The 26,710-nt window shown below is 46.7% G+C and carries 35 protein-coding genes; 3 read left to right on the forward strand and 32 right to left on the reverse strand.

The features are described 5' to 3' along the window. Nucleotides 1-2: 2 nt before the first annotated feature. From R8N46_RS20650 to R8N46_RS20760, 23 genes are all read right to left on the reverse strand, one after another. Nucleotides 3-2,723 (reverse strand): hypothetical protein, encoded by a 2,721-nt coding sequence (locus R8N46_RS20650; RefSeq protein WP_318098530.1) that lies wholly within the window; start codon nt 2,721-2,723, stop codon nt 3-5. Between the two features lie 129 nt (nt 2,724-2,852). Continuing rightward, complete coding sequence (locus tag R8N46_RS20655) at nt 2,853-3,650, reverse strand: hypothetical protein (protein WP_318098531.1); 798 nt, start codon at nt 3,648-3,650, stop codon at nt 2,853-2,855. Between the two features lie 2 nt (nt 3,651-3,652). Beyond that, on the reverse strand, nt 3,653-4,120 hold the full coding sequence (locus R8N46_RS20660) for a hypothetical protein (RefSeq protein ID WP_261799810.1): 468 nt from the start codon (nt 4,118-4,120) through the stop codon (nt 3,653-3,655). 31 nt (nt 4,121-4,151) lie between these two features. Then, nucleotides 4,152-4,508: a hypothetical protein gene (locus R8N46_RS20665; protein ID WP_103412200.1), complete on the reverse strand. Its 357-nt coding sequence runs from the start codon at nt 4,506-4,508 to the stop codon at nt 4,152-4,154. A gap of 11 nt (nt 4,509-4,519) precedes the next feature. Then, entirely contained in the window at nt 4,520-5,077 is a 558-nt protein-coding gene (locus R8N46_RS20670; RefSeq protein WP_103412199.1) for a hypothetical protein, read from the reverse strand. After that, nucleotides 5,074-5,574, reverse strand: a complete 501-nt coding sequence (locus tag R8N46_RS20675) for a hypothetical protein (RefSeq protein ID WP_318098532.1) — start codon at nt 5,572-5,574, stop codon at nt 5,074-5,076. The genes R8N46_RS20670 and R8N46_RS20675 overlap by 4 nt, the downstream gene beginning before the upstream one ends. Nucleotides 5,575-5,587: 13 nt before the next feature. Beyond that, nucleotides 5,588-6,232 (reverse strand): hypothetical protein, encoded by a 645-nt coding sequence (locus R8N46_RS20680; RefSeq protein ID WP_103412273.1) that lies wholly within the window; start codon nt 6,230-6,232, stop codon nt 5,588-5,590. Next, nucleotides 6,232-6,903: a hypothetical protein gene (locus tag R8N46_RS20685; protein WP_103412272.1), complete on the reverse strand. Its 672-nt coding sequence runs from the start codon at nt 6,901-6,903 to the stop codon at nt 6,232-6,234. The genes R8N46_RS20680 and R8N46_RS20685 overlap by 1 nt, the downstream gene beginning before the upstream one ends. 10 nt (nt 6,904-6,913) lie before the next feature. Continuing rightward, complete coding sequence (locus tag R8N46_RS20690; protein ID WP_318098533.1) at nt 6,914-8,467, reverse strand: hypothetical protein; 1,554 nt, start codon at nt 8,465-8,467, stop codon at nt 6,914-6,916. A 6-nt stretch (nt 8,468-8,473) separates the two neighbouring features. Continuing rightward, complete coding sequence (locus R8N46_RS20695) at nt 8,474-8,938, reverse strand: hypothetical protein (RefSeq protein ID WP_318098534.1); 465 nt, start codon at nt 8,936-8,938, stop codon at nt 8,474-8,476. A gap of 63 nt (nt 8,939-9,001) precedes the next feature. Beyond that, complete coding sequence (locus tag R8N46_RS20700; RefSeq protein WP_318098535.1) at nt 9,002-10,603, reverse strand: hypothetical protein; 1,602 nt, start codon at nt 10,601-10,603, stop codon at nt 9,002-9,004. Nucleotides 10,604-10,856: 253 nt separating this feature from the next. Further along, a complete protein-coding gene (locus tag R8N46_RS20705) occupies nt 10,857-11,066 on the reverse strand; it encodes a hypothetical protein (protein WP_031847564.1) in 210 nt (69 codons plus the stop codon). 1 nt (nt 11,067) lies between these two features. Continuing rightward, nucleotides 11,068-11,838: a phage baseplate assembly protein V gene (locus tag R8N46_RS20710; RefSeq protein ID WP_318098536.1), complete on the reverse strand. Its 771-nt coding sequence runs from the start codon at nt 11,836-11,838 to the stop codon at nt 11,068-11,070. Nucleotides 11,839-11,860: 22 nt separating this feature from the next. Continuing rightward, nucleotides 11,861-12,859 (reverse strand): hypothetical protein, encoded by a 999-nt coding sequence (locus R8N46_RS20715; RefSeq protein WP_274021022.1) that lies wholly within the window; start codon nt 12,857-12,859, stop codon nt 11,861-11,863. Beyond that, entirely contained in the window at nt 12,856-13,587 is a 732-nt protein-coding gene (locus tag R8N46_RS20720; protein WP_222714882.1) for a hypothetical protein, read from the reverse strand. The genes R8N46_RS20715 and R8N46_RS20720 overlap by 4 nt, the downstream gene beginning before the upstream one ends. Nucleotides 13,588-13,659: 72 nt before the next feature. Continuing rightward, the gene (locus R8N46_RS20725; RefSeq protein WP_318098537.1) at nt 13,660-13,965 is read right to left on the reverse strand and encodes a tail fiber assembly protein; all 306 of its coding nucleotides are present in this window, start codon (nt 13,963-13,965) and stop codon (nt 13,660-13,662) included. Nucleotides 13,966-13,974: 9 nt separating this feature from the next. Then, entirely contained in the window at nt 13,975-14,751 is a 777-nt protein-coding gene (locus R8N46_RS20730) for a hypothetical protein (RefSeq protein WP_318189666.1), read from the reverse strand. A 26-nt stretch (nt 14,752-14,777) separates the two neighbouring features. After that, nucleotides 14,778-14,975: a hypothetical protein gene (locus R8N46_RS20735; RefSeq protein ID WP_268810110.1), complete on the reverse strand. Its 198-nt coding sequence runs from the start codon at nt 14,973-14,975 to the stop codon at nt 14,778-14,780. Between the two features lie 2 nt (nt 14,976-14,977). Further along, complete coding sequence (locus R8N46_RS20740; RefSeq protein WP_103412265.1) at nt 14,978-15,901, reverse strand: chemotaxis protein; 924 nt, start codon at nt 15,899-15,901, stop codon at nt 14,978-14,980. Next, nucleotides 15,898-16,638, reverse strand: coding sequence for a hypothetical protein (locus R8N46_RS20745; protein WP_031847635.1), 741 nt, complete (start codon nt 16,636-16,638; stop codon nt 15,898-15,900). The genes R8N46_RS20740 and R8N46_RS20745 overlap by 4 nt, the downstream gene beginning before the upstream one ends. Further along, the gene (locus R8N46_RS20750) at nt 16,638-17,816 is read right to left on the reverse strand and encodes a hypothetical protein (RefSeq protein ID WP_046376508.1); all 1,179 of its coding nucleotides are present in this window, start codon (nt 17,814-17,816) and stop codon (nt 16,638-16,640) included. The genes R8N46_RS20745 and R8N46_RS20750 overlap by 1 nt, the downstream gene beginning before the upstream one ends. Next, nucleotides 17,813-18,127 (reverse strand): hypothetical protein, encoded by a 315-nt coding sequence (locus R8N46_RS20755; protein ID WP_318098506.1) that lies wholly within the window; start codon nt 18,125-18,127, stop codon nt 17,813-17,815. The genes R8N46_RS20750 and R8N46_RS20755 overlap by 4 nt, the downstream gene beginning before the upstream one ends. Next, nucleotides 18,124-18,750 carry a hypothetical protein gene (locus R8N46_RS20760; RefSeq protein ID WP_318098507.1) on the reverse strand — a complete coding sequence of 209 codons (627 nt, stop codon included), beginning with the start codon at nt 18,748-18,750 and terminating at the stop codon, nt 18,124-18,126. The genes R8N46_RS20755 and R8N46_RS20760 overlap by 4 nt, the downstream gene beginning before the upstream one ends. A gap of 269 nt (nt 18,751-19,019) precedes the next feature. Between R8N46_RS20760 and R8N46_RS20765 the strand changes: the two genes are divergently transcribed. From R8N46_RS20765 to dnaB, 3 genes are read left to right on the forward strand one after another with little or no spacing between them, the layout of a single operon-like run. Continuing rightward, complete coding sequence (locus tag R8N46_RS20765; protein ID WP_103412263.1) at nt 19,020-19,277, forward strand: AbrB/MazE/SpoVT family DNA-binding domain-containing protein; 258 nt, start codon at nt 19,020-19,022, stop codon at nt 19,275-19,277. After that, the gene (locus R8N46_RS20770; protein WP_110097046.1) at nt 19,277-19,606 is read left to right on the forward strand and encodes a type II toxin-antitoxin system PemK/MazF family toxin; all 330 of its coding nucleotides are present in this window, start codon (nt 19,277-19,279) and stop codon (nt 19,604-19,606) included. Before R8N46_RS20765 ends, R8N46_RS20770 begins: the two co-directional genes overlap by 1 nt. 14 nt (nt 19,607-19,620) lie before the next feature. Beyond that, the gene (gene dnaB, locus R8N46_RS20775; RefSeq protein WP_318098508.1) at nt 19,621-20,955 is read left to right on the forward strand and encodes a replicative DNA helicase; all 1,335 of its coding nucleotides are present in this window, start codon (nt 19,621-19,623) and stop codon (nt 20,953-20,955) included. Nucleotides 20,956-20,970: 15 nt separating this feature from the next. On the opposite strand, the gene R8N46_RS20780 is transcribed toward dnaB, so the two are convergent. From R8N46_RS20780 to R8N46_RS20820, 9 genes are all read right to left on the reverse strand, one after another. Next, nucleotides 20,971-21,318 carry a hypothetical protein gene (locus R8N46_RS20780; protein ID WP_103412260.1) on the reverse strand — a complete coding sequence of 116 codons (348 nt, stop codon included), beginning with the start codon at nt 21,316-21,318 and terminating at the stop codon, nt 20,971-20,973. 78 nt (nt 21,319-21,396) lie between these two features. After that, a complete protein-coding gene (locus tag R8N46_RS20785) occupies nt 21,397-21,588 on the reverse strand; it encodes a hypothetical protein (protein WP_318098509.1) in 192 nt (63 codons plus the stop codon). A gap of 9 nt (nt 21,589-21,597) precedes the next feature. After that, entirely contained in the window at nt 21,598-21,885 is a 288-nt protein-coding gene (locus tag R8N46_RS20790; RefSeq protein ID WP_318098510.1) for a hypothetical protein, read from the reverse strand. A 2-nt stretch (nt 21,886-21,887) separates the two neighbouring features. Next, on the reverse strand, nt 21,888-22,208 hold the full coding sequence (locus tag R8N46_RS20795) for a hypothetical protein (RefSeq protein ID WP_318098511.1): 321 nt from the start codon (nt 22,206-22,208) through the stop codon (nt 21,888-21,890). Then, nucleotides 22,205-23,305 carry a DNA-binding protein gene (locus R8N46_RS20800; protein WP_318098512.1) on the reverse strand — a complete coding sequence of 367 codons (1,101 nt, stop codon included), beginning with the start codon at nt 23,303-23,305 and terminating at the stop codon, nt 22,205-22,207. The genes R8N46_RS20795 and R8N46_RS20800 overlap by 4 nt, the downstream gene beginning before the upstream one ends. Before the next feature lie 160 nt (nt 23,306-23,465). Beyond that, nucleotides 23,466-24,608: a tyrosine-type recombinase/integrase gene (locus R8N46_RS20805; protein ID WP_318098513.1), complete on the reverse strand. Its 1,143-nt coding sequence runs from the start codon at nt 24,606-24,608 to the stop codon at nt 23,466-23,468. Nucleotides 24,609-24,828: 220 nt separating this feature from the next. Then, nucleotides 24,829-25,479, reverse strand: a complete 651-nt coding sequence (locus R8N46_RS20810; RefSeq protein ID WP_164368850.1) for a hypothetical protein — start codon at nt 25,477-25,479, stop codon at nt 24,829-24,831. A gap of 76 nt (nt 25,480-25,555) precedes the next feature. Then, nucleotides 25,556-26,032 (reverse strand): hypothetical protein, encoded by a 477-nt coding sequence (locus R8N46_RS20815; protein WP_110097039.1) that lies wholly within the window; start codon nt 26,030-26,032, stop codon nt 25,556-25,558. Nucleotides 26,033-26,112: 80 nt separating this feature from the next. Beyond that, nucleotides 26,113-26,508 (reverse strand): hypothetical protein, encoded by a 396-nt coding sequence (locus R8N46_RS20820; protein WP_031847621.1) that lies wholly within the window; start codon nt 26,506-26,508, stop codon nt 26,113-26,115. Between the last annotated feature and the right edge of the window lie 202 nt (nt 26,509-26,710).

The following is a 26,710-nucleotide window of genomic DNA, read 5'->3' on the forward strand; positions in this document are numbered from 1 at the left end:
ACTTAGATCCTGTCATGTGCCATCAACACGAGAGTTTTATCTTCAAACTCGGTTTTAATCGGGGTTGGCACCGAAGCTGATTTTGATTGAGAGGCAGCATAACGAGGACCTGAAGAGCCTGCACTAACACCGCTTTGTTGCTGTGATTTGTTCATGGCATCAACGATTGCTTTACCTAGTTTTTTCTCATCAATTTTAGCGACAGTCTCAGTCTTTTCCGTTCGAGTCTCTTTCGTTGTCGCTTGATGAAGCGCTGCTTTTGACGGACTTATCTCTGGCAATGTTGCTTTCAGCTGCTCTGGCATTACTGTGGTTTCAGACGCCTGTGAGCTGATTGCAGCACTGGCATTTGTACTATGCATCTGATCTTTGCTGTTGGTAGCGAGCGCCTGCGCTGACTCATTGTTGTTTGTCGTTAATTCAGAGTTATCCGTGTTGTCTGTGTTGGTTGTCGCGCTTTCAGAGGACTTCTCGGCAGACTGCAGCGCTTCCGCTTCACGTTCTGCGCGTGTTTTACCATCAGTACCTTCCATTCTGTCACTGACTGCTTCGCCAACAACATCACCTCCCTTGCTTCCCAGCCATCCACCAACTGCGGCACCTAATAAACCACCGATTAATGTCCCCACTACTGGGACCACGGAACCCATAGCCGCACCCATAGCCGCGCCGGCACTTGCACCTCCTAGCGATCCAGCGGTTGTCGCACCTACTTGAACTGCTTTCTGAGAGCCTGTGAGATCTTCTCTATCTTTAACTTCGTTATATTTAAAGTATCCAGTCGCTAATGCTGCGACTGGGGCTGCTGCACGGCTGGCAACGGAACCCACGGTTTTGAGTGCGCCACCAGCTGCTTTACCTACCCCTGTATTGGCTAAGCTTCCGGTTGCATTCTTTACGCCTTGTGCAACTTTACCAAGACGGCTTGTTGGAGCTGACTTTAGAGCAGAAGCATTTGTGGCTGAAGCTGATTTAGTTCCCTTTAAGCGGTCAAACAGCGAGCCTAGTCGACCTTTTCTACCTTTGCCTCTTCCTCGCTTGCTGCCGCCTTTCTCTTTGCCATCACCACCACCAAACATATCTGTTAGATCGCTAACGCTATCCATTAGAGAGCCGCCAGATTCGCCGCCGAACTCTTTCTTTTCGATGGTCTTAATCAGTTCCTTATGTTGGTCTTGAGAAAGCTCTACCTGCTCATCAAGACGATCCGCAATAGCTTCATTGCTGCGGACTTGCTCTCTTTCCTTTACGACATTAGCAGACGTCACACTAGCTTGCTTATGTGAGTTAACCTCACGGTGAGTTTGTTCTGAACGTTCAGGAATGTGCGAGGTGTTCGTTTTCTTTTCGGTAGTTCTATCTCTCTCATTGTGTGTATTAGTTTGGTATCTATCTAATACTACATGAGTGCTTTTACTCTCCGTTGGAACCTTGCTATTGCTATGACCATCAATATTTTGTGCGCTTGCAGTCGCATGGGTCTCTCTGTCTTTTTGAGATAGAGTGTTTTCTGAACCTTCACTTTGCTTGTTAGTATTTGATTGATACTGATTTAGTGTTTTATGGGTATCTTCTTTTCGCTGGTTTACAACAGAAGTCGCCTCTGATTGCTTAATAAAACGCCCACGCTCATCCCTGACTGGTCCTTTCTTGTTCTCTTTGGCAACCGCTTCTTTCGGTGTCGAGGTATCACTTTCTTCGTCTTCGTCTGATTTCTTTCCGGTGACTTTCTCAATGATTTTTTGACCAAGAGAACTGTTTTTTACATCATCAGTGGCTTCTTTGACTTCTTTTGCTGCCTCCCAGAGAGAGCCACCCATAGCAGAGCCTGCAGCGTCAGTCGCTGTATCACCAGCTTCAAGCTCTTCTCTTTCCTCTGCTGCTTTTTTAAAGACATCACCAACGGTTTTTAATAGACCAGATCGCTCCCGCTTTTCCTTTTGTTCTTCTTGTGCCTGTTGGCTTGCTGTAGCACTGGGCGCTTCACCCTGAGAAGCGGTTTCATTGTTTGAGATTGGTACGGCTTGCTTAACCGATGTCGGTTCTTGTTTGGTACGAGCATCAGGTTTACGCTTATTTTGACCAGTTGGGGCTACATCCACACTAGACTGGGGCGATTGCTTGTCATGGCTTAGTGTTTGATGGTCTGCCTGATCTTTCTGGGAAACCTTATCTGTTGAGTTTGCCGACGTCACATCCGCAATTTGGTTGGACTGTTCGCTCTTTTGGTATTGCTGCTCTATGACGCTTGCATTGCTACGCTGCTTGCTTATAGCGTTTCTCTGCTCATGAGTAAGCTCTTTATGGCTTTGTTCATGTTTCGATTGCTGAATCGACGTATCCGGCGTTTTGTTTTCACCTGCGAGCGCATGAGCTTGTGTTTTATTGGCAGAACGAGGGGCGACATTACCTTGAGACAATGTGGTGTCAGTGGATGTTACCACCTGACTAATAAGTGCTTTATTGGTGCTTGATTGGTATCTATCTAATACTGTATTGGTAGCAGTTTTCGAGCTTGAAGCCGCTTGTACACTGGTTTTGCCACCAGCAATAGACTCACGGCGAAGTAAAGCAGACGTATTGGACTCAATCTTATCAAGAATGGCTATGATCTTCGGTTGGAAGTCTTCTGCCTGCTGTGCTTTGTCTGTCACCTGATCGACAGGTGACAGTTGAGTTGGATCTACGACAATTTCGGTCTGTTGAGTGTCTTTGGTGGTCACGACTGCCCTGCCTTTCTATAACGTTTATGCATGGTCAATACACGGCTTCTTGGAGAGCAAAGCAGGCTGTCGATCGGTTGACCAGCATCAAGGGATAGCTCATTGAGCATGACATCCCAAGAACGACTACTATACTCGCGGAATCCGGCTGTAATTCCGAAAGGGAAGCAACAACTCAGTTGTCACCTCCTTGTTTTCTTTGGTCTTGATGGTAGGGCAAATATGACTAGGCGACCGCAACATAATCTTGCCATCATCCATGACTTTACTCGGCAAACCATGCACCATACTTGCCAACGCATCATTGACCAGCACTTGCAGGGTTTGATACTTGGTTTCTGGCAACTCACGTAGCCAGTTATTCAGGCTTGCGTCTCGCTTGTAAGCGCTTTTTTCATGGTCATCTGCCATATACAAGGCTGACTTGAGCTTATGGAAGCGGATCTCGGCTTGTTTTCGCACTGCTGCTGGCGAACCCTCTTTCTCTACCATGAGAGCAAGACGCATATTCTCAAGCTCTTCCATATGGCTACCTGTTAACGGTGAAATCACCAACTTTCGACCTTCAAAAGTCAGATCTCGACTTGCTAGACCGCTAATCTCTTGATAACCCTCCGCTAAATCACGCATGTCAAATTCATGAGTGTGAGGTTGTTTACAGTGAGGACAGTCATAATCCAGTGAAACAAAGGTGTCTTCAGTGGTATGAATCCAGTACCAGAAAAGTGCTAGGCGACGATCCTCAGCGGTCCACTCCAAACAGTCAGAGAATGCTTCCTTATCTTGAATGGTGTTCAGAAACTTAGTGGTTAGCGCTTCTTCGTGCTCTGGCAAAACATCACAAAAATCCAGTGTTTCTGCCGTAGTTGCCTCTCTAATGAGCACTTGCTTTATAGGCTTGCTGGGTAATGAAAACGGTGCAAACATGATTAACTCCGGAATTGGATAACGGTCAGAGGGAATTCTTTAAAAGAATGCTCAGAATAACTTTGTGTGACATCCCCTAGCTGTACCGGTGCGACTGGGTAAGTCTCAGACAACACTTCTTCAAAGCCCGTGCCCTTATGGAGCAGGGTGTATTTTTTCCAGTCCCTGATCCATTTCGTCTCAGGGTTAAACGGTGGATTCACGGTACCGTCCCCGTTTGCCACTTTGCTGGTCCACTCTGCAAACCACTTGTGGATCCGCTCATCATCATGATCTCTAACAGTCATTGAAATAGAGACAGGCATAACGCCAGTAGGAAACTGCAGTTGGTTTACGCCCACCTTGACAGGTTCATATTCCAACTCGATAGGTCCGTAGGTCACGTCCTTAATGAAAATTTCAAAATCTAGCGGTTGCTCTTCGATTTCTAGGCGAAATTGCCATTGATGCTGGAAATAGGTGTGAACCATCTTTTTAACCAGCAATTTCTCACGATTGAAATCAGCTGCCATCAGCTGCTCCCGTGATATGGTTGTTCACCACGTCATACATCTGTCGAATCAGAGGATAAGGCATGTTGTGGTGACGATTAGCCATAAAGAACTGGCGTAATGACTCAGAGAGCGCATAACGCCCTTTAGGTTCGTTCTCAGTCGCTTTTTGGGTATAGAAAGCGGTACGTTCGCTTACTAATGTGGTCTTATCGACGGCGTAGACTCTATTCTCGTAACTTACGAGCCAAACCTGCTCGTGCTCCCCTGTCACTGTGCAAGTTAACCATTCGCCCACCAGCGGTCCCTCTGGCGTGATCTGGTAGAAATATAAGGGGGTACCGATTGAAACGTCATTATGGCGCATGGACCGCTCTCCTAAAGCAACATGGAAGGCATCAGCATATTGCCCGACTCTTCCATTTCTTCTTCTAATTGGCGCTTACGCTCGTGCAGCTCTGATAACTGTGGCATTCCATCAAGTGGTAAGCCTGCAGCGCTACGTGAGTACTGTTCACGCTCTGTGTTAGGGATTTCGATAAGGACTTTGAGATACTTTTGCAGCATCCCCGTGATATGAGCCGGCAGTTCATCACTTTCTAAGTCGTATTGACTTATGGCTTCGAGATATTGGATTTTGAATGGTGCTACGCTGTAATCCGTTGTAATAACATTAAGCGTGTCATCATCTGTTGTTATTTCATGCCATACCTGATCAACGTCATTTGCGGTCACAACGGTCATGAAATGTGGCGGTACCGGAATACCGCCAGCTTTTTGTTGGTCCAATGTCACGGTAACTGACCGGATCACACCTGCCCTATCCTGATACTCATTAAGCGCCTGAATAAGCAGCGCTTCGAGTTTCTCTGGCTCGTCATGGTAAAGGGTTACAAACTGCCCTTTGACTCGCTCTAATAGGGCGTTTGGCGTCATCCTGCATAGCCTCCGATGCGTTCAAACCAGTTGTATTGGAAAGTTACAGGAATACGAACAGTTCCGGTGCGATTCTCTGTATCTAGATCGGCAGGGTCTGCGGCGATCATTACATCTTCGAGTAGATACCCCTTTTTCTCGACATCTTCACCGTCTAGAAGAACCTCAATATTGACGTACTCCTTGTTGTCCACAATCTTGGCAATGGTCTTTAGGACATCCCCACGCTTGATTTCAACAATTTGAGCAGCCATATCGCCATCACGCTTCGGTGCGCCGTATTGACGGAAGCCTTGACCATATTGACCTTGGTCTTCCACTGGCTCACCACGCTTCTCTTCAGGCAGCTGAGCAGTACGAATCAACGCTGAGAGTTGCGGGTATTCTCGGATTGTGACAGTAAAATCCGATGCAACCGCACGCTCACCGAGTGCGACGTTTTTCTTATGGGCTTGTCGCAGTAAGTCGACGTTCCCTTTTGCATTTGGTACAGCCATTGTTTAGCTCCAATTAACCGTAAGTTGAAGGGATCTGAGAACGATTTAGCATAGCCTCAGATTGAATCATTAATTGAATATCAGCTTTCATCAGGTACCCATCGCGGCTGCGAGGACCATCCAACGGTGCTGACATACTTTCAATCACACAACCACTCAGCACGACATTGCGACCAATGTTGACCATGACAGAGCTAGGAACTCGACCGACCGCATTACCATCCCCTACAGGGTTGCCGACAGGAGAGATCGCGTTGACTTCAGGAGAGAACATCCGCTCTAACTCCATAATGGCGTCTTCCACTTCAGCTTTAGGGTCAGATAACGCATACAGCGAAAGCGTTATCGGGAATGCATGAGGTTGGTTGCCCTCCCAAACCTGACGGCTTGAGAGGGTTGTGACTGACGTCATGCCATTGGTAGCGTCGGTTACAGCACCTGTCTGTAAAACGCCACCGGCTTTACTGAATTTAGAGCCGACAGAATCGCCCTCGAAAGGGCTATTCCAGTTGGCATTCAGCTCTTTTGCGGTACCTTCCCCAATGACACCGACAACGCAGGTATTACCCTGCTTTATCCAGCATTTGAGGTATTGGCTGACTTTCGGATCGTTGTTCCCAACGGTCCTCGCCCCCGCTGATTGCCACACTTTCGCCATTACATGTTACGCTGACGACGGGCTTTCATTGATTTGGCACGTTTACGTCGCGCACCTGAGTTATTTGCCTTGCGGCGAGCCTTCTTCAATGCAGCTTTCTGAGCCGAAGAGAGGCGTTTTTTCTTCAGGGGCTTTTTAATGACTTTCACCTTGCCATTACGGACCACTCGCTGAGTGGCATCGAGCACAAGCTTGGCTTTTACTGCATACTCGGTGATCAACTCATCGTCTGATTTCTCATTCTCAGATAACTTGTCGTTCAGGTAGGTATGTAGCTTCTCACCCGCTTCTTCACTTTCGCTGTCAATAAAGCTTTCAACATTGGCAGCATTCGCGCCTAGTTCCACCAGCGAGTCCGCAGCCATGGTTAAGATCTCGTTGAAAAGTTCTTCTTCCGGCTCAGTAACTTCGCCGTCTTCATCCAAATCAGCAAGACCGGCAACGATAGCTTCAAAGTTTGAATAGCTGGCGTCATTGTCTTCCAGCCATGTCAGTGCTGCTGCCATTGCGTTAGCACGAATTTGCTTTTCACCTAGATCGTTACTGGCATCATCCAGAATTTGATCAGGGATAGTGTATTCGTTGCTCTGAGGCTTCTTAGCAGCTGGCATAACGCCAGCTGAATCAAACACAGGATCAGAACCACCAAATGGATAACCTGTTCCGTACATATTTACTCCATTACGCCATTAAGCGAGGTTGAATTGCGATACGACGCGCCACACCGGTTTGAGCGTAGGCAACTTCAATGTGCCAGTAATCAATCTCAACTTGTTTCAGTGTGATACGGTAAGGGTTTTTGCCGTCTTTATTCGGATTGCGAGGCTCAACGAACGCGCCGGCTTCATAGCGCTTTTTACAGATCTTATCTGCAAGCTCTTGCAAGTTCTCCAACACAAAACCATCAGGCTCGAATTGAACCACGGCAGCGGCTTGCAAAAACTCATGACAAAGGTCATTGAAAATTGCCGTTGCGTGCTCAAAGCGAAGATAGTTGTTCTTGTGCCAGATATTCAGACAGTCATTAATCACCTTGCCTTTTGCGACAGGGTTAATGCGAGCTTTGACTAGCTCAGTTGGCTGCAGCTTGCCTGTTAGATGAAGTGGCTCAATACCACGACGATTGATTGTGCCGCGTTTTTCGCCGGCTGCGGTAAAGTGCGCACCTTTGACTGCTGCGTGACCTGTTGGCGTTGCAAAGCACTTGGCTTTTGCAGCGGTAGCCGCACCAGATAAGCCCCATACACTCTTACCGCCGTACCATTCGTCGGTAGCTTTGTATGGATAGTGGAAACAAGACGCTTGATAAGACTCAAGGTTTGCATCTGCCAGCCACTGCTTAGCTGCAACTTCTGTTAACCATGGCGGCACATCGAAGCGGAATTGCGCCAGACGACCATCAGCAATGATGATCATGTGAGCAATCGCTGCTGGCTCGTAGTTACCCGCTGCAAAACACAGATTGAAGTCAATATCATCTGTCTTTAGCAAGTCCCACGCTGCTTTCCAGTTATCCAGTGTTGGATCGCCGCCATTGGTACCACCTTCAAAGGCTTCTTCGCTGGCTTTAACAACAGAGAAGTCTACGGTAGTAGCGATTTCTGCACGGAAACGAGACGCACGCTCTTCCAATACGTTTGGCAGATAAGCCGTGAGACCTGAATCGTCCACATCATCCACACTAACGCCTACAACGTAGCTTTCGCCTTGAATGGATTGCCACTCGCCACTGATTTGCTCTTGGAACGAGAGAGTGAATCGTTTAGTCGCTGAATCGACATCACTGATCACCATGCGGCGCTTAGTTGATGGGTCGCCATCTACAGGGTAAACCGCTAACCAATGACCATTGGCGAGACTTAATGATGTGCCGTAAGCATGTGATGATTTCACCGCCGCACCTTCTGCCGCTGTTGGTAGCGCAATAGATGGGTATTTCGCATCATCCGCTACAACACGGATAACGTGACAGTACTGCAGATCATCAAGTGCATCTTTCAGTTGGCGTAAACCTTCTGCTTTTGTGCCTTGATTCATTGGCAGTGGGCGACCAAGTAGATCTTCCCAGTCTTCTGCCGTTACAGTGATGACTTTACCTACTGGTCCTTTTGGTGCAATAACAACACACGCGCCTACTGCGACATCGCCGCCACCAGTGGTGTAGTTGTTATCAATTGGCGGCAGAACGGCAATACCCGCCGCCTCGGTAATAAATTGGCTGATCATTCCAGACATGCTGAATTACTCCGCTTTAAGTTTGATTTCCACCCACGGCTTATTAGCAAGAGCGGTTTGAATAGCGACCAGCTCTTCTTTGTCTGTCGTGATTGGTAGATCTTTGCAATGCCCGTCGATAGCCAGAACGCTACCGTCAGCACGCAAGATTTCGTGACCAGATACGCTGTTGTTAGTCAGCAAGACGTGAAGCGTCGTCTCTTCTTCCGGTTCAACCTGCTCAGTACCTGTGCCGGCATTGCCTTCTGATTGAGCGTCCGTGTCGCTGCCGTCACCGTCGTCAGTATCTTTTTTATCGCCAGTGCTTTCCGTACCAGCTGAATCACCAGTACCTACATCACCTGCACCTGTGGTTTCAGTGTCGTCAGTTACAACAACTTCGGTATCTGTTGTTTTATCGCCAGTACCTTCAGCACCTTTGTTATCTGTTGTTGACTTACGAGTACGGATGTTTGCTTTTGTGGTTGCCATAGACAAATTCCTGCTTAGTTAAATGACATAGGCGCCGCTACAAAGCAGCGCCCAGTGGAGCAATTACGCTTTAGGGATAACGCGCAACCACATGAACCAGTCACGACCGTTGTGAGGGTGAAGGTCACGATATGCCAGCTCATAGAGCGTGTTTTCGTGCTTCAGGTTGCGACCGATGCTGTGTGCGTAGTTGATTGCAGAAATTGCATCACCCGCCACATAACCTGCGTCACCGTGTTCACGACCTTTCGCATAACACAGGATTTTCCATGGGTCAGGCATGTGAGGGTCTTCTTTGAACTTGTAGCCAAAGACGGTACCGACATAATGCGGTTGTGGTAGCTGGCGATAGTTAGGCGCATATACCATGTGTGGCGCACCTAGCGACTTGAGCACACGAGACGCTTCACGACCTGCAACCAGACCAACCAGACCGCTACGTTTCGTGCGGTTCATCAGCTCAGTTGAGATTGCCAACAAAATGGTTTGAATCATTTCGTAGTGTTGGCGGTAAGACAGACCAGACGGAATAGTAAGATCAAACGCCTTCTCACCTTTTGCGTAGAAATAGATATCGTTTAGGCGTTTGCGGTCTTTGTCCGCAGCCATTAGGTTACGGGCTGTTGCCAGCTGCATACCTGCGATATCAATGTTGTATTCACGCTTACCAGTGAACTGAGACTGAATCGAGTTAGAGCTAACCAGCGCCGATTCGTGCGGGAACAGTTCATAGCTGACCATTTCGTGTTCAACGGTCGGGATAAGTGACGGGTCTTTCTCGATCGAGATATCCGCAATGGTGTGGATCTCAATACCGGTCTTAGGTGCTTTCGAGAATTTCAAAGCAATCACACCAGTTTGATAATTCACTGTGCCCGTAAATGTTACCGTGTCACTGTCTGCGTCAACGAACTTACCGAAGATGCCGCCTTTACCGTCATCACCGCCTACTGGCATACGATCAACAAGAATGCGCACTTTACCTTTGACGAACGGCATAGTTTTAGAAACCGATGCAATATCAAAGTTAAAGTTCACTTCGGTACCATCGCCGTTACCAATCAGGTGACGTTGGTCCATAGACGAATATTGACCGTTGAAATCAACGTCAATCAGGTCGCCTTCGGTTAGATCACCAAATGTAGAGCCAGCAACACGGTTGATACGGAAGATTTCAGACTTGTTATAGTTCGCAGGGATGTGCGTCACCATATCATTGGTGATCATCATCAGTTGAACTGGCACAACCAGAGCAACCATACGGTTACGTTGGATAATGCCTTCCGATGCACTCATAGAGCCATCACCTGCGCTATCGAGAATAGCTTTTAAGTGAGGGTTGTCTGTGTTCGGGTCCAGCATGTTTGAAATGCTGTTGTGCATTGACGACATCAGTTCTGCAGACGGCATTTCACCGTGCATTGCATGGTAGTGACGAACAGCATTCGCCGCAGAACCTGCAATCATGCTCGACATTTCGCCTGCATTATCGAAGATGGAGCCGTTAAGGCTTTGAACAATAGCTTCGTTGCGAGCTGCACTGTCGGTGATGATCTCACCGTTCTCCATTTGAGGATGGATAATGTGCTGCGCAAGCTGTGAAGCATTGTCGTTGATTTTAGCGACCTGTTCGCGGTACGCCTGTTCTGTGCTAGGAGTTCCCATTGTCTCTTCCTTATTGGACTTGCGCACCGGCTTTGGTGCTTCAAACATGGTTTTTCAGCGGAGAGGCTAACAAGAGCGCTAATACCCAGCATCAACACAAAAATTTTAGTTTTCAGGAGAGGGATAATCAGCGCCTCTAATTGACACAACCGATTTTTAGCAAGTAGGGAAAGCACAAAACAAAAGGGCGCAATTCCTAGAATTACACCCTTATTGACATAACGAGATTATGTTTAATTTAAAGCAATTGGATTTATTTGATTTTCGCCATTTCCCCACCGTATGAGCCACCGCCTTTTACTTCCACTTCTGACTCGCTCACTATGGTGTCAATAATGCCTTTACTGACAGCTGTCCAAAACTTAGCGCCTACCGCTTCTTGTGCTCGTGGTTTGAATCCTGCAGCTTCTAAGGCGTCCATAATGTTTTCCGCCATAGTGGACTCTTGCCCTTTCAATGCCATGCTAATCTCCTGTAAATACGGTTTGTGAGCCTTGCCCGTGCGGTACACCGAGAATAATGCACGAGTCACACGCTCTGAATGTGTTCTGATCGCCCTTGCCTTGGTTGAAGTGAACGCTTTTCGCATCGACATGAGCGCTACCTTCAACCTTTATCTTCCAGAATCCACCAACACTTTCATTCAGGTTGGTTCCTGCATGGTTTTCCATGGCTCCTGTGGTTGAGTGATGGCTATCGCCTTCAACGTGCAAAATGGAGTTACCCCGAGCATCAAACTCAAAAGCGGTCCCTGTCGGCATGTGGGTTACGCGATATACGCTGTCCTTTTCCACCTCGAACATCATGCCGTGCAAGATATACACTTTGCTTTCGTGATAGCCCTGTGGTGATGGCTCTGGCTCTTTATGGCTGCGTTTATGCTGGTAACGCCCCTCTCCTTCAAACGCTTCAGGCGGTAGGTTCGGAATACCATCAGGGTTATGGTGTACTGAGCCAGTAATGCGAGGTCTGCGAGTGTCTTTCTTGCCGTGTGTGTAATACGGGAAGTCTACCCAAACCAGATCGCCAGTTTGAACCGGTGTAAAGTCACCTTGCCCAACACGAGCACCGATTGGTAGCTTATATGTCGCCCACGGCAGTTTGTCGTCTGGCACGTCATCAAAAACACCAAACACACGCACCTGTACGCGCATTTGTTTATCTGGGTCCTGCACGCTAACCACCACAGCTTCTAGCTCTGGGCGTTGTAACAGGAGATCGGCTGGATTGTCCATTGAATACCCTTTAAATACCTAATTAGTGTTTATCTAGTATCCCTTTGATACGGTTGTAATACTTTTTGCCTTTATAGCTATGCGCTGCGAGACCAATCACAATCAGTGTTGGCAGGCTCTCATCTATTGGTCTTTCGAGATCTGAACGGTTCCAGATAATCTCAATCACATCCCCTGCTCTTAGACCGCCATTACCAAGCATATAAGCGTCCAATACAGGGATAGGGATTTTGCTGAGGTTGTCCAATACAAACTTACTGGTTACACCTGAGTGCTCAATAGGTGCCGCAGAGTACTTACCGGAATACACCATGCCTTTCTTATCATCCCAACCCACGAAACGACGCTGTATCAGATCTTCAATCAATGAGCTGTCATTGGGTAAGGTGTACTGCGCAATCTGGTATTGCTGGCGAGTGTCGTTGTAGTGGTAAAGGTACGTTGGTGCTCGTTCCTGTAGCTCTTTTAAGGTGCGAAATACCAGTGTACCGCGACGGATAAACACCAATGCGCCCAGCTCTTTTGCCATTTGTCTGATCAAACGTGACGGACGCTGCGCCGGCAATAAGTGGAAATCCAGCCTTATAGGAAACGTACCTACATCTAAGGGCAGATCAGGCACAAGCTGACGTAACACCTTGCTTACTGGCTCTTTAACGAAAAATCGGGCGTTAGGGGATGGCTGCTTTAGGTCATGGAGCGACTTTAAAAGCAGATTAAAGGTAATGGTACCGCCCTCACTGGCTGGCATGGTCATGACTACCCAATCCGTTTCCCAGTTAAGCGCATCTTGATTAACCGGATCGGACAGCACCACGGTAAACACCGCTCTTTCTTTGATGGCTAGGTCATCACGTAAGAACTGTTCTTTGTCGTCGTACTCAATGATGAGCTTAGGACCGTCTAACGTTGTGGTTTCAACAAACGTCGCTTCAATAAGAAAGGAGAGATCCAGCTCTTCGCGCCGATCGCCACCATGATAGACAATGGACTGGACTAATTGGTGTTCATGCCTGCTCACACAAACACCTCTTCAAGCGGTCTGAACTCAACCATCCAGCGGATAGGGCTAATGTGTCCTACCCCTTTGCCATATAAGATAGGAGCATTCACGGTGTGTTCAACGTCAACGGCATAAAGGCGACCGTCCGCATAGTTGTGACTTAAATTATTAGCTTCAATTGTCTGAGAGTCTTCTATGGTGATCGGTAGGTCGATATCTTCACCAAATAGCGAATAGGTGACATTGAAACGATGTCCACCAGCACGGCGACGGGCAATGTGCATGTGCCAAGCCAGCACTAAGCGCTCTACTGACGCCTTATCGTTTGCCATAAATACAATGCGATAAGTCAGCTCAAGGTAGCTGATACTGATATTGGTCTTTTTAAGTAGAGCATCATCCCAACCTGTCACACTCTCTACGAACTGAGCATATTCAGCGGAAGCGCTACGAAAGCCAATAGGACGGTAGTAATTGATGAGTGGTAGCCGTGCTGCATTAAACTTACGCTCGCCGTCGCTACCCGTTTGCTTTTGAAACTGACGGATAGCCTGAATAAAGGCTTTAGGTGAGTCGTAATCCCCACGAAATACCTGTTGCTTCGAATCTCGCTGCAGAAAGGCTTTTACATGGTGCGGACAGCTCTCAGGGTCTAGCTCTGCCAATGCGTCAACAATGTGACCACCAAAGGCTACATCGACTGGATAGAAGTCGGTAATGTCATTCTTTTCAGTAATCTCGGTCATGGTACTACCCAATAAAAAAGGGATAGCACAACGCTACCCCTTTTCTATTTCGAGATCGCTAACAGGGAAATGTTAGACGGTTGGTTTTTCTGGCCAAACTACGTTATCCGGATTGTCATAGGTTTGAGGCAGATCGCGCAATGACTGGCGATAGTTAGCAAATTCAGATTTTTTTTCAGTTGTAAGCTGGGCGTCAGGCATCTGAGTCCAGTCTGTTTGGTCAATTAATGGCTGACGTTTTTCTCGAATTAACTGCCACTTAGCATTAGTGACAATTTTATCTTTCTCAGATTGAGGTATATCAAGAACCTTGAAATCATCTGACTCACTATCAAAGTTGACGTAAGATTGACCGTTATATGTAAATGATACGAACATAAATCCTCTCTATACAACTTCTGGTGTAAATGGCACATTTGATGGGGTGTTATATTTTGTCGCCCCGTAAACAACTTCATCTGTGTACTGGAATCCTGTAGCGCCATCTACAGAAAAAATACAACCACTACGGACGATATAACCTTTAGTTTTGACAATATCAGCTTCACGCATAGCGAATTTTACTGGATTCAGGTAGTTATAATCAGATCCAAATAATGGCTTGGAGGTTTGGGGAAGATTTAGAATCAAACGGCTCCTAGCAATAGTAATAGCGACAGCCCCCCAACATTGAATTCCTTCCCACGGAGTATTTTCGTTGGTCTCTATGATTACTGAGGAACGGTATGCACCAAAACAAATAGAACCATAAATATTTGCAGCTGATTCAATTGCAAAGATTGGGGTAGTTTCGTCGTAATGATAAGGACGAGATACATCCGCATTTTGCCCGCGGGGAACTATATCTACAAAAGCAGCATAGACGTTCACGCCACGGTCTAAAACATGTCGTTGACTCCGCTCAAGAACCACTCTAGCTTTAGAACCTGTAGGGCAAAGAGACAAGGCTCTTCTAACTGTTCTAAATGGACTAGAAGATGCGCCAGTGTTCCCATCATCACCATTTACAGCATCAACAAAATACTCAACGATATTATTTGACGTGATCGTTTGAGCAATTTCATTTGCGGTTTGTTCGACTTTTTGATCAATTTCACCTATTTTTTTTTCTACCGTCTCGGTTAAACGGCGATTACTTTCGATTAATGGCTGAAAGTCACTCATGGCAACCTCCCATAGTTTCATATTGTTTACGCATTGGTTTTCCCACTTAAACGATCTGCTGAATCGTTGTTTTGTTTAGTGATGGCATTAACAGCCGTCATTAGATCCTGCTTAAACTGCTCAAACTCAAGGCTGGAAACCATGCCGGTTTGAGCTTCCTGCTTAGCGTTAGCAACCTGTTGTTCAGTTGCCAGCTCGCCATAACGCTTAGGAGCCGTTGCCATGCTTAGCCCTGCGTTGTAGTCAGCGTTACGCGCACAGAAACGGGCGTGACACTGGCATCATGCGGTTGTGGGCGGAAATGCACGCCCTTTGACTTCAATTCAATGGTGAAGCCTACCGCGAGTTTTTTTGTGATATACGCCTCCACCAGCGGATTACCCTCTACTGTGGCTGTAGCCATGTAGTCGGTTGCCAGTGGATAGCTACCCATCCCTTCCTGCACAGTCAAAAAGTCATAAGTGCCTGCTGTGCTCGAAATGGTGATGGTTTTCTCTTTCAGCTTGCGCATTGAGTTCACCAGATTGACGGTTTCCTGCATCTGCTGCAGTACATCCGTATCTGTCTGGTTCAACTGCTCCAATGCCGCATTAATGGTCGCTACCTTGGCTGCTATATCAGAGTCAGTCGCATAAGTAGCATCAAGCGCCGCTATCTTGTCTTGGCTGTTCTTGATCGCCGTTGAGAGCGTTGTCAGGTTCGACATGACAACAGAAAGGCGCTGGTTAATGGCAGTTGCCATATCAGCGTTCTGTTGCTCGTTCTCTGTGCGTATGGTTGCCAGCTCTGCGTTAATGGAATCACGTAAAGCCGCCATTTTGCTGTTGATTTCAGCGACCTGCAGGCTGTGTTCTGTACCAAGCTGCCCCAGGATTAACGACACTGAGTTAGCAAACGAAGTCAGCTTGGCGTTTACATCATCACGCAGCGTCTTAGCGGTACGGTTCAGAGACTCGTCGTTGACCTCATCCGAGGTAGATACTGGCGTAAAATCGACAGAAGCCGGCGCTGTCACTGACGGCACCGAGACTTTGTTTTGAATTGGCTGAGTAGTGATATCGCTAGGGGATGGCGCCGTTACGGTCGAATCATCAACACCGGTAATGGGTGTTAATGTAATGTCGATGGGCGTATTAGGATCGGTACTCATTCATCGTCCCCTTTGAAGACATCAAAAATATCGGCAATGGCACCTACTTTCTCTTGAAGATCCGTTGCCTGCTTGTTCAGGTTCTGCTCGTTGACTTCATCCTGCTCGCTCACCGTTGGCACCGGCTGGCGTAAGGATTCAATCTGTTCTTTGCTGGCAGCTTGCGCCAGTTTGTTTACCACACTGGTTAAGCTTGGCTCTGGGTGTGGGTTTGGTAAGAACTCAATCGGCTCGCCGGCTTCTGGTTCAAACTTGTCAGGCAAGAAGTCACTGCCTACATCAAACGGCATTAGGTGGTACTTAAAGCCGCCAGAGCCATTCTTACCGATGGGTTCAGCCTTCACGATATAGAGCAGGCGCACCTGTATCTCTTCATCTGCGATTTGCTCTTCAATCCAGATAACGCTTTGCTCGGGCACGTTTGGCTCTTTAAGCAGCATCTGAAAAACTTCTTCGCCTTCGTCGGTACCATCACCAAACGCCAGCATTTGAATAGAGCTACCATCATTGGGCAATTCTATGGCTCGTGTTGGGGAGGGGCTACTATAAGAAAATGTTTCCTCCCGAGCCTCTAAGTTGCCAACAACATCACTTTCATCAATGTGCTCCAAGGCGTTTAGTTGCGCTTTAAATAGCAAGCAATCAAACGCATTAGGGTTAATGTCTAGTGTCTTCTGCAGATCTGCATAAATTGGTTCAAATACGCGCCTGCGGTCTATTGGGGTTATTCTTGTCATTACAGGTCCTTAGCCAGCTTCTGAGCATCGGCTAGTGGTACTTTGTTCATCTTGGCGAAGACTTTCACCGCACTGTCACGGTCTGCGCCGTACATCTTGGCTCTATCCAGCTCAGACCTGAGCAATGCCTTTAATTGGTCACGGTTTGCGCTCTGAGCTTGTTTCTGACGCTGCTCTATTGCCTTTTTCGCTTTGGCTTTACTGGTTGAGACTTTCGCCTGTTGCTTGCCTAGCTGTTTACGCAGCTCAGCAACTTCTTTTTCCAGTTTCTTGATGTACTTCGGATCCTTGATTTGGCGTTTAAAGACTCGCTTAGCCTGCTTCATTTTGTTGATCACCTGCATAGCGGCAGCTTTGTCCACATCACGGGGACGAGCACGCTCTAATTGCTCGCGGTCTTCTTTGGTCAAGAATGAGTCTGTATTGTCACCGGCGAAGCCCTCTTTCTCTGCTTGCGCCTGCAATTGTTTGGCAAGCTGAGCTTGTATGGTGGGTGACTTCAATGCCCCCAATGCTTTTAACTGGTGCTTACAGCAACAACCTGTCAGTTGAGGGTTTCGGATCTTCGGAAAGTCTTTTTCATAGGGAGCGATAGCAAAGTTGCCGGCAGTGGCAACATAGCGGTACCAGAATTGATAACGCCCACACTGACAGTCAATTGAGACATTACCTAAACAAATGCGCTTGATAGCGGCTGTCCAGCTGCGTTGCGTCTGGGTTAGCTCTTCCATCCAGTTTTCTAACCGGATACGCACCTGATAGCTATCTTCACCATGCTTACCCGATGCTGTGACATTGAAATGCAGTAAGTCACCACGGACCTTATAAAGCCGTGCGACTTTGATTTCTGTATTGGCGCGTTGAACGTCGATTTTACGAGAGGCAACAATCAGCTGATCCAATGGAGCGCCACGAGTACGCCCCCACTTCTTTGATGTGGATTTACGAGCCTTATCAAACGCTCGCATATCATCAATCGTAAACGGATCGCCACCTTTCTTAGAGCCGAGCAACACCGAATGATAAAGTGGTAGCTCACCTGTACGAATGGCTTCACGAATAGCAGAGGGTGACAGCGTTCTTCGGGCATACTGACGCTCTGCCTTTTGGTTTCGGCGCCTTTCGTTAAAGTCTTTGTCCTGACTGCGGACGTTTTTAGTCATTTCTGGCTGCTTCATACGCCCTCCTGCTCAAACTGGCAGTAATAGCGAATACGAGTTCTTACCCATTTAATGGTTGGCAACCGGATCAGGCTACCGGCTTCAAGGTACTCCCGCATATCATCAAGACCTGCGGACACTGCAACGATTTTCTTGAGGCTTTCTGTGCCGTAATAACGAAGAGAAACCAGCTCAGGCATACGGATCTCATCAATAGAGACTTCCCACTCTTCCCACTCAAACAAACCATCACGCAATTCACGGTAAAAACGGGCGCGTATCAGCTCATCTTGGATATTCAAAGGGCTTAGACGTGATAACTGGGTCATGCATCCCCCATATCGCGCTCAATGGTAATGCGGCGAAGTGTTGAGAAAACCGGATCGTCTTCCTCTACGTCAATAGCATCCAAAAAGGTATCGAGATAGGTCTGGTTGACTTGGTTGAACTCACACGCAGCCAGCACACAAAGCAGGATTGCACGCTGATAGCCAGTAAATGAGCTGTGGTCGATGTCATAACGATAACGCCCACGGTCATCTGGCATGATGTTTACGCTAGAGTCACGGATCCAGTGGCGCTCTAATCCTTTGTTCAGTACCAAACAGCCGATTTGATGGCTATCGCTTACATCACCAAGGCGAAGCAAGTTGAAATAATGGTCAAACGCAATGTTCATATAACCACGGCGCTCTGTTGGGTCCGCTTCTTCCAGTAACACCTTATGGGCGTACTCGCTGAAATCGTCTCCGCGCTCTTCGACTATCATGTGATAGCCTTCCTCGTGCTTTTTCTTCAGATCACGCTTGAGCTTTCGCTTCCATGTACCAAATGCACCGGAAATCTTTTCGAGCTTGGCGATCACCAACAGGTCGTCATTAAACACTGCCGTCGCTTGAACCTGCTCTTTACCCAGCAACGTGACACAAAATATTTTCTTCTGTGTGCTCATGGCTTCGTCTCATCATAGAAATGAGGTCATGATGAACGCTGGCGAACATTGCCGCAGCAACAGGGAAATATTGACAAAAGATATTGCTTTGTTTTGCTTATTTGCTCATTGTGACAATTACAGACTTTTAAACCATGCAAGTGCCTTGTTTAGATGGGTTTTGCTAATTGCTTTAAGTGAGTTGTGTAAATTAGATAAGGTTTTACTTTTGTAAAACATATTTTTGTTGTTATACTTCGGTATAACACAGAGAAGAAGGAAACCAACACATGACCGCTGTTGTAATTCGCCAGTCTGGCGGCGCTAACATCGTTAGCATCCCTAAAACCATTGTTAAAATGCTTAGCTTGCACGCTGGATCAAAACTGGACCTATCCGTTCAGGATAACAGAATCGTGCTAACTCCAGTTGAGGAAGAGCTAACGCTGGAAGCCTTACTCGCTGAAAGCCCAAAAGAGTGCTTTGCCATTACCGATGAAGACAGAGAATGGATTAATGCTAAGCCTGTTGGCAAGGAAGTGATTTGATGTACGTACCAGATAAAGGAGACATTGTTTCACTCGACTTTGATCCGAGCGCAGGAAAGGAAATCATGAAACGTCGTCCTGCGTTTGTGATCTCTCGTAAAATGTTCAATGAACACACTGGATTTGCTGTTGTAGCTCCAATCACTAGCACAGTGAGAGGTATGAAGCTGGAAGTCGTTTTGCCTGAAGAGCTATCGACACAAGGCGCCATCCTCATTCACCAAGTTAAATCTCTCGATTTCTCTAACCGTCAGGTCAAATTCATAGAGAAAGCCCCACAAGCAATCACCGACAAAGCCACTGAGCTTACAAAAGTGATTATTTCGTAATAAGTGGTCGCGCTATGAACAACAAATTTGACGATATTAAACACCCGCCTCACTCTATCGAGGCGGAGCAATCCGTGATTGGTGGCTTGCTTTTAGACAACGAACGTTGGGAATCAGTAAGCGAGCGATTGACGAAAGCTGACTTCTACAGCCGTCCTCACCGGATTATCTTTGATGCTATAGGCTCGTTATTTGATAGCAGAACGCCCGTAGACCTTATCACCTTGTCTGAGCGCTTGGAGCAAAGAGAACAATTAGATGATGTTGGTGGGTTTGCGTATCTGGCGGACCTTGCCAAAAACACACCTAGTGCAGCCAACATCCTTGCTTACACTGACATTGTGGCTGAGCGCTCTATGTTGCGCCACATGATCTCTGCTGCAAATGAAATCGCTGACGCCGCATACAATACGCAAGGCAGAAAACCAGAGGAACTGCTCGATCTTGCAGAGAAGAAGGTGCTTTCTATCTCTGAGGCTCGTATCAAAAGTGACAACGTATTTGATGGCAAAAGCCTCATTGCAGAAACGATGGAGCGATTCAAATCCAGCAAGCGCAACAGTATCACTGGAATGAGAACGGGCTTTGATGAGCTTGATGCCATGACGCTAGGCTTACAACCGTCAGACTTTGTTGTGGTAGCGGCTAGACCATCGCATGGTAAAACCACCATGGCGCTAAACATCTGTGAAAGTGCCATCATGGAAGAAGAGAAACCCGTGTTACTTTTCTCTCTTGAAATGCCAAAGAGTCAGATCATGGATAAACTCGTCTCTTCACTGTCTCGCGTTAGCTTAACCAGCATTAAAACAGGACAGCTAAATGAAGAACAAGAGACACAAGTCGGCTCTGCACTTGGTCTGCTCGATTGGAAGCCGAACTTTTACATTGATGATAGCGCAGGCTTAACACCGACTGAAATGAGAGCTAAAGCTCGTCGTATTGCTCGGGAGCATGGCGGATTGTCGATGATAGTTGTTGATTACCTGCAATTGATGCGCGTACCAGCACTAGCAGATAACCGTACTTTGGAAATCTCTGAGATCTCCCGTTCACTCAAAGCATTAGCGAAAGAGTTAAATGTCCCAGTGGTTGCTTTGTCGCAGCTTAACCGCTCTTTGGAACAACGCCCAGACAAGCGCCCTATCAACTCAGATTTGCGTGAATCAGGCGCTATTGAACAAGATGCCGACCTTATCATGTTTATCTACCGTGACGAGTTGTACAACGACAGAAGCAAGTACAAAGGCACGGCAGAGATCATCATAGGCAAACAACGTAACGGTCCCGTAGGTAACATTACGCTTCGTTTTGACGGCAATATTTCTCGCTTTGACAACTTACAGTAGGGGCGCAAAGCCCCTTCAATAGAATCGCAATGTACCGTCGTCAGTCAGCTTAACGATCATTTCTTCAATCTTCTTGGTATCTGAAAGCCAGAATAATTTCTGCTCCATTTGTGGCAGGTCGCCAACAAGCGACATCAACATTTCCAAAGGCATAAACACGTACTCAGCTGGGCGCCCATGCTCGTGCTTAAATCGCTCATGGTTTTCTTTAAGGAGGGTTAAATAAGGGTTGGTATTCTTTGCCAGCTCATACGCTAACGGGCTGATCTTGTGATGTACACTGCCAATTGTGCCAACGTTCGCATGTTCTGCTTGTTTCATTGCCGTGGCAAGCTGCTGACCTAGCTGTTCTAATTTATCCATGTCCGTTCCTTTCTACTCGATAAAACGGACTTAGGGTGGCATTGCGCTCACCCTGTCGCCACAACAAAAGGTTGTCATTTAAAGGCAAATATCCGAAAGTTCCGCAACTCTATCCCAGACTTTACCTCGTGGATAAACTTTGTTGCATTGCTTATCAATCACTTTAAAGGCTTTGTTCTGATTATTGTGACGGTCTGATACACGGCGAGCTGCACTTTGGACTTGAATCGTGTACGCCTTCATTAGTTGCTTCGCTGAACTTGATGCCATAAATCCCTCCTAATTTTCTACTGAATCAAGCACCATAGGCTTGCGTTGACCTTTCTCAAAGTAAGCAATAATGGCATCACTCGACTCAAACTCAAGCGTAACCAGTTCAGGTGTCAGATCTCGGTCATCAATCACTAACACATAACCGTTACCCGCCTTGTTAATGATGTAGTCAACAACAATGCCTTCACGCTCTTCCACTTCCAACTCAAGCGGGTCAAATTCATTTTCAATTGTGGGCAATTTCTCTTTCAGAACCCCAAACACATTGGACAATTGCACTATGCTGTCACTCATATTTATCTCTCTCTAGGATAACTTAATACGTTATAGCCCCGATCTTTCAGGAAGTAAGCAATAGGTTTGTATGCTGGCTCATAGAAAAACGGATCGCCGCCAGTCTCACACCAAGCACCAAACATAACATCTGGGTACTCAAGCCCTTTTGATTCAACCGTGCGCTCACCTTCAAACATGAAATGAACCTTGCGGGTCACATCCCTTTGCACTCGAATAACTTTAAACTCATCACGTTCTGATATTTCACGCTGAAGCGTCTGAGCATCAGCCTCGCTCATTGACTGGGGTACTAAGACGGTCCCATAAATGGTGATGCTCATCTTGACTCCTTATCTACACGTAACTGAGAAACTTCTTGGGTTAGTTCAGAATTTACTGACTCCAATTTAGATAACGATGTCTCCATCTGGGCGATCAACTTGTCATTACCCTTAATTGTGGCTTCATGGCTGGCAATTGTTTGATTAAGTGAACGTAGACGCTCTTCAGAATCAGATTGCAGCTTCTCGGTCTGACGGCGACTAGCATCCAAATCTTCTTTTGTTTCAGCCTGTAGGTGATGAGCTGCATCGAGATCACGTCTTAATGTGCTTACATTCTCATTCAACTGGCGCTTTTCTTTCTCTAACGCTTGGTTGTTTTCTTTCAAACTTGCCAGACTGTTTTCAAGGCTGCTGATCAGCTTATCATTTCCAGAGAGAGTGGCTTCTTGACTGGCTAACTGCTTATTCAGAGCCGTGATTTCAGTATTGAGAGACTTATTCTCACCAGTTAGGATGGCATTTTGTGACTTCACTTCTTCCACGTATTCCTTATTACCCTCTAGCTTCAACTCAGCTTTGGCAATGTCAGTACGTAGACCTTCGTTTGTAGAAACAAGAGCGCGATTTTCATCTGTTTGCGTCTCTAGCTGTTGACGCAACTCCTGAACGATAACGCGATTTGACTCTTGTTCTTGAGCAAGCTGAGACTTGAGGTTTTCTTGAACTTTCACCAACTCAGACTGCAGTTCTCTGATCTCTTTATCTCTCTGTTCAATCAGAGCGGTTTGCTTGTGCAGGCGTTCTTCGCTGCGTTCTAACTCTTCAAGCGCTAAATCTCGCTGTTCGTTAGCATCTTGAGCCTGTTCTTTATATCTTTGCTCCGCTTCCACACTGAAACGTGTTATCTCTTTCATGAAAGACTGGGTGAACTCAGAAGAAAAGCCCAACTTGTCATAGAGGGATTGTTGATTTGCCTCTATCTCTTTCTTCCAGTTAGCGAAATACTTATGAACCGTGCTTGTGCTACTCACATCAGGTAGCATAGAAAGCACTAATCTCACCGTCGGCTTTGTTCCTTTGGCATAGAGTTCATTACAAATAGCATTGACTCGATCTTGAATCGAGTTTGCGTCGGCAATAGTAGTCGTTGTCATTGTTTAGCTTCCCTTAAAAACTGGTTAAAGTATAAGCACCAATCCGAACGAACACAATAAACGAACGAACAACGTTCGTTTGTTCGACCAAAAAGAAAGCCAATACTTGACCAATATCAAATAAATACTTACCCAATACCCAATAGATACTTAATAAATACTAGCCTGAGCCACCAGAACCCCACTGCATAGGCGCTGTACGTGTTTTGACTCGACTGTGAGCCATTGCACCATCACGCGCTAATATTGCCCTGCCATATCTAGCAACCATGGTACCACTAGACCATCGTCCAGACTGTTGGATCTGTAACGTGTTATAGCCCTTTTTGAGTAGGTCTTGTGCTGCACCTACACGCGCACTGTGAGCAGTAAACGGCTTTACACCCTGACGTTCTAGGTCCAGCGCTTGCCATGCTGAATAGAACACCCCCTCAACCGTTTTGGTTGTAATGGCTTTATGCAGTAGCTCTTCAGTATCTTTGTCTTTCTTTGGCTTGATGCAGGTATTGTGCTTTGATACACCCACAAACAAGAAGCCATCACCACTCATATCCAGCTTGCCAGCTTCGGTGTAATCCATAAGCAAACTGACCACATCCTGACTGAGAATGCAGGTATCCGGCTCGCCGCTATGGTTTGTCTTGGTGATAGGAATGGTTAATACTGCGGTACCATCCCCTGCTAATTCCATGTCACTAACTCGAATATTTGCCAGCTCAGACGCCCGTAACATGGACTCATACGCAACCGCCAACAACGCCAAGTTACGACGCAGCAACAGCTTGTCGCTTCGGTACCAGAGCGAGGTGAGTTTCAGTAAATGCTGCTCGTTAAATGGTGAAGCCTGCTTAACGACCTCGCCCTCTCTCACTTTCTTTCGTGATATGGCTTTGAGTCGGTCTTCTACATAAATATCAAGGCAGGGATCGGGACAGCCGGCGACACGGTGAACACGGGAGATAGCCCAGCGATACACCGACAACGTATTGCGGTGTAACTCCTCAGCTCGCTCAATGAAAAACGCCTCAACGGTATCCGGTGTGGCAGGCAAAGAATGTCGATGATTTGCCAAGCACCAATCCACAAAGCAGGTCCACGCACTTTCCAATCGACGCAAGGTATTAGGCGAATAACGCTCTTCCCTTTTCTTGAACTCATTAAGCAGGTGCTCGAACGCAGCCTTGAATTGTTCGTTCTCGGCAACGTTGATCCCTTTCTTCTGTGCCGCTTGGATCGCGGTTCTCACATCATCCGGTCTGACGCCGGAAAAATCCCCCAACAGGGAGAGTTGATTTTCTATCATGCTGGCAACGTGTAGTGATGGATATGCAATCATATTGATGGAAAGTGGGATAATTGTCAATTTCCGAGAATGACAGTTCTCAGAAATTGAGAGCTAGGCGGGCATTTTTTAACCACCCACAAAGTGACACGGTAACACTTTAAATATTAAGTTTTGTTTGGGTGTTTCTTGGTGGCAATAAAAAACCGCCCGAAGGCGGCTTATTGATGTTCTTGGTTAGTTAGGCAGGTAAAACGTGGTAATCGGACACGGGACCAGACGGCAATGCCCCCACAACCGGAATACGGCTCAAATGGGTTTTTAATGTCTCCCGTAAGGCATACCCCGCCCCCATGGTATTGACGATCACCAAATCATAACCGCCCTGTTCGTACTGATCTTGAATCCGGCATGTGGCATCGAGAACGGTTTCACTGTCTTGTATTTCTGCCAGTAACGCCCGTTTAGCACGTAATACCGACGCCATATCACGCACATCAATGGATAAATATTGCTTCTCATTGTTCCCTTTCCGAAATAACAAAAAGGCTTCACCAGAACGAAGTGGAATATTATTAATGACAGGCTGAGACACAAACCAATAACCGACAATCTTTGAAATGGAATAAAACAACATGAGAAACACTGACAGGCTTGATATTAAGTCATAGCCTAAATCAACACTCCATAATAATTGCTTTAATGGCTCCTTGTCGGGAATGAGAAATAAAGCCAATGCCATGACCAGCAAATAAGAAAGACTGAACTCTTTAAACAGCTGGAACGACTTCACTTGTTCTTTGTTGCCAAACAAACCCACACACAAATAGACGCTCAATGTCATGAAAAACCATGACATCAGGCAGAATGAAATGACCTGAAGTATACTCATCGTGATTCCCTATATTGACGATATCTTAGCCAATATAGGCGGATTGACCGCCTATCCGTACAACACAACTTTGTTGTCAAAGCCCGAGCAATTCTGCCGCTTGGGTCTCGGTTAGCTTGAGCTTGTATTTGGGATTCAAGAGTGCCCGAATGGCAAAGCTATTGTCTCTGTAGTTGCCTTTTGCGATCTGCACTCGGTATGCCTGCACCTCAGCCCACTGGCGATAAGGGCGCACCAACAGATACAGCAAAACATGAAGAGCGGGGGCTAATCCGGCAATCACAGTGCTGGCGATCATCAAAACAGGATCGGCATAGAAGAAATGTAGCCCCGTCCAGCCAACGACTGACAGTGGTAAAAACAGCATCCACCACTGCTTTACATGGCACTTTTCATGCTCAAGTAAGCCGATATCATGCTCTTTACCTTTACGAAGGGTGATAATAAATAGACGGGCGTTACCTGCTTGCCACGATGGCAGTTTGTCAGTGTAACGAACGAAGTACCAGCATTGGCTGAGTTTTGCCTTTAGTGAGGCGAGGAAGGTTTTCATAGATGCTCCTAAGAGTTAAGTGAACATGCTCATTATTCACCGCCGCCATTTAGCGAGCATCTATACAAAAATATCAGTGGTTAGAGTACTTCATCGTCCGTTAAACAGTACGTCATGAAGCCGGTATCGTCTTCGGTGTAACCAACAACTTTTTCATTCGTCACTAAAGCAAGATGCGCAGCCAGTGCCGCTCTATCCTCTGTTGGCATTAAGCTTAGATACTCATCTTCTGACAGCACCATGTGCTTAGTGTCTGGTCCCTCTGTTGCCACTAGGTACACCTGACCACGTTCCAGCGACTTAAAGACATCCAAATATTGCTGTTCACTTTGAATGTACTCAATCAATAAAGGCTTAACGCCATCAATGATATTTTGTGCCGGTGCTGGCGAATGGGAAACGGGCGTTTTATGCGTTGCCTTTGCTTTCTTCCTCGCCTGACGGCGCTTGTTCTTCTGTGCTTGCTTAACTGACATACAAGATCCTTTCTTTGCTTTAAGTATCAATCTAATACTTACTCGGTGTTATTTATGTACTTAATAGGTGCTCAATTTGACTTTAACGCCCTGATAGTGCAAGGCTTGCCTGATTAATCTCGCAACTAGAGGGTAAATTGAGAGGCAATTGATATTTATCCGATAAGAATCGCACTAAAGAGAGCTTCCATGTTAATCCTGA

Origin of the sequence: Vibrio sp. 1874, assembly GCF_033344395.1 — a bacterium.
In the GTDB taxonomy this organism is placed as follows: domain Bacteria; phylum Pseudomonadota; class Gammaproteobacteria; order Enterobacterales; family Vibrionaceae; genus Vibrio; species Vibrio alginolyticus.

Coding starts and splice junctions, on each gene's coding strand:
- R8N46_RS20655 (WP_318098531.1), bottom strand. CDS start 3,650: ATGTTTGCACCGTTTTCATTACCCAGCAAGCCTATAAAGCAAGTGCTC.
- R8N46_RS20660 (WP_261799810.1), bottom strand. CDS start 4,120: ATGGTTCACACCTATTTCCAGCATCAATGGCAATTTCGCCTAGAAATC.
- R8N46_RS20665 (WP_103412200.1), bottom strand. CDS start 4,508: ATGCGCCATAATGACGTTTCAATCGGTACCCCCTTATATTTCTACCAG.
- R8N46_RS20670 (WP_103412199.1), bottom strand. CDS start 5,077: ATGACGCCAAACGCCCTATTAGAGCGAGTCAAAGGGCAGTTTGTAACC.
- R8N46_RS20675 (WP_318098532.1), bottom strand. CDS start 5,574: ATGGCTGTACCAAATGCAAAAGGGAACGTCGACTTACTGCGACAAGCC.
- R8N46_RS20680 (WP_103412273.1), bottom strand. CDS start 6,232: ATGGCGAAAGTGTGGCAATCAGCGGGGGCGAGGACCGTTGGGAACAAC.
- R8N46_RS20685 (WP_103412272.1), bottom strand. CDS start 6,903: ATGTACGGAACAGGTTATCCATTTGGTGGTTCTGATCCTGTGTTTGAT.
- R8N46_RS20690 (WP_318098533.1), bottom strand. CDS start 8,467: ATGTCTGGAATGATCAGCCAATTTATTACCGAGGCGGCGGGTATTGCC.
- R8N46_RS20695 (WP_318098534.1), bottom strand. CDS start 8,938: ATGGCAACCACAAAAGCAAACATCCGTACTCGTAAGTCAACAACAGAT.
- R8N46_RS20700 (WP_318098535.1), bottom strand. CDS start 10,603: ATGGGAACTCCTAGCACAGAACAGGCGTACCGCGAACAGGTCGCTAAA.
- R8N46_RS20705 (WP_031847564.1), bottom strand. CDS start 11,066: ATGGCATTGAAAGGGCAAGAGTCCACTATGGCGGAAAACATTATGGAC.
- R8N46_RS20710 (WP_318098536.1), bottom strand. CDS start 11,838: ATGGACAATCCAGCCGATCTCCTGTTACAACGCCCAGAGCTAGAAGCT.
- R8N46_RS20720 (WP_222714882.1), bottom strand. CDS start 13,587: ATGACCGAGATTACTGAAAAGAATGACATTACCGACTTCTATCCAGTC.
- R8N46_RS20725 (WP_318098537.1), bottom strand. CDS start 13,965: ATGTTCGTATCATTTACATATAACGGTCAATCTTACGTCAACTTTGAT.
- R8N46_RS20730 (WP_318189666.1), bottom strand. CDS start 14,751: ATGAGTGACTTTCAGCCATTAATCGAAAGTAATCGCCGTTTAACCGAG.
- R8N46_RS20735 (WP_268810110.1), bottom strand. CDS start 14,975: ATGGCAACGGCTCCTAAGCGTTATGGCGAGCTGGCAACTGAACAACAG.
- R8N46_RS20740 (WP_103412265.1), bottom strand. CDS start 15,901: ATGAGTACCGATCCTAATACGCCCATCGACATTACATTAACACCCATT.
- R8N46_RS20745 (WP_031847635.1), bottom strand. CDS start 16,638: ATGACAAGAATAACCCCAATAGACCGCAGGCGCGTATTTGAACCAATT.
- R8N46_RS20750 (WP_046376508.1), bottom strand. CDS start 17,816: ATGAAGCAGCCAGAAATGACTAAAAACGTCCGCAGTCAGGACAAAGAC.
- R8N46_RS20755 (WP_318098506.1), bottom strand. CDS start 18,127: ATGACCCAGTTATCACGTCTAAGCCCTTTGAATATCCAAGATGAGCTG.
- R8N46_RS20760 (WP_318098507.1), bottom strand. CDS start 18,750: ATGAGCACACAGAAGAAAATATTTTGTGTCACGTTGCTGGGTAAAGAG.
- R8N46_RS20765 (WP_103412263.1), top strand. CDS start 19,020: ATGACCGCTGTTGTAATTCGCCAGTCTGGCGGCGCTAACATCGTTAGC.
- R8N46_RS20770 (WP_110097046.1), top strand. CDS start 19,277: ATGTACGTACCAGATAAAGGAGACATTGTTTCACTCGACTTTGATCCG.
- dnaB (WP_318098508.1), top strand. CDS start 19,621: ATGAACAACAAATTTGACGATATTAAACACCCGCCTCACTCTATCGAG.
- R8N46_RS20780 (WP_103412260.1), bottom strand. CDS start 21,318: ATGGATAAATTAGAACAGCTAGGTCAGCAGCTTGCCACGGCAATGAAA.
- R8N46_RS20785 (WP_318098509.1), bottom strand. CDS start 21,588: ATGGCATCAAGTTCAGCGAAGCAACTAATGAAGGCGTACACGATTCAA.
- R8N46_RS20790 (WP_318098510.1), bottom strand. CDS start 21,885: ATGAGTGACAGCATAGTGCAATTGTCCAATGTGTTTGGGGTTCTGAAA.
- R8N46_RS20795 (WP_318098511.1), bottom strand. CDS start 22,208: ATGAGCATCACCATTTATGGGACCGTCTTAGTACCCCAGTCAATGAGC.
- R8N46_RS20800 (WP_318098512.1), bottom strand. CDS start 23,305: ATGACAACGACTACTATTGCCGACGCAAACTCGATTCAAGATCGAGTC.
- R8N46_RS20805 (WP_318098513.1), bottom strand. CDS start 24,608: ATGATAGAAAATCAACTCTCCCTGTTGGGGGATTTTTCCGGCGTCAGA.
- R8N46_RS20810 (WP_164368850.1), bottom strand. CDS start 25,479: ATGAGTATACTTCAGGTCATTTCATTCTGCCTGATGTCATGGTTTTTC.
- R8N46_RS20815 (WP_110097039.1), bottom strand. CDS start 26,032: ATGAAAACCTTCCTCGCCTCACTAAAGGCAAAACTCAGCCAATGCTGG.
- R8N46_RS20820 (WP_031847621.1), bottom strand. CDS start 26,508: ATGTCAGTTAAGCAAGCACAGAAGAACAAGCGCCGTCAGGCGAGGAAG.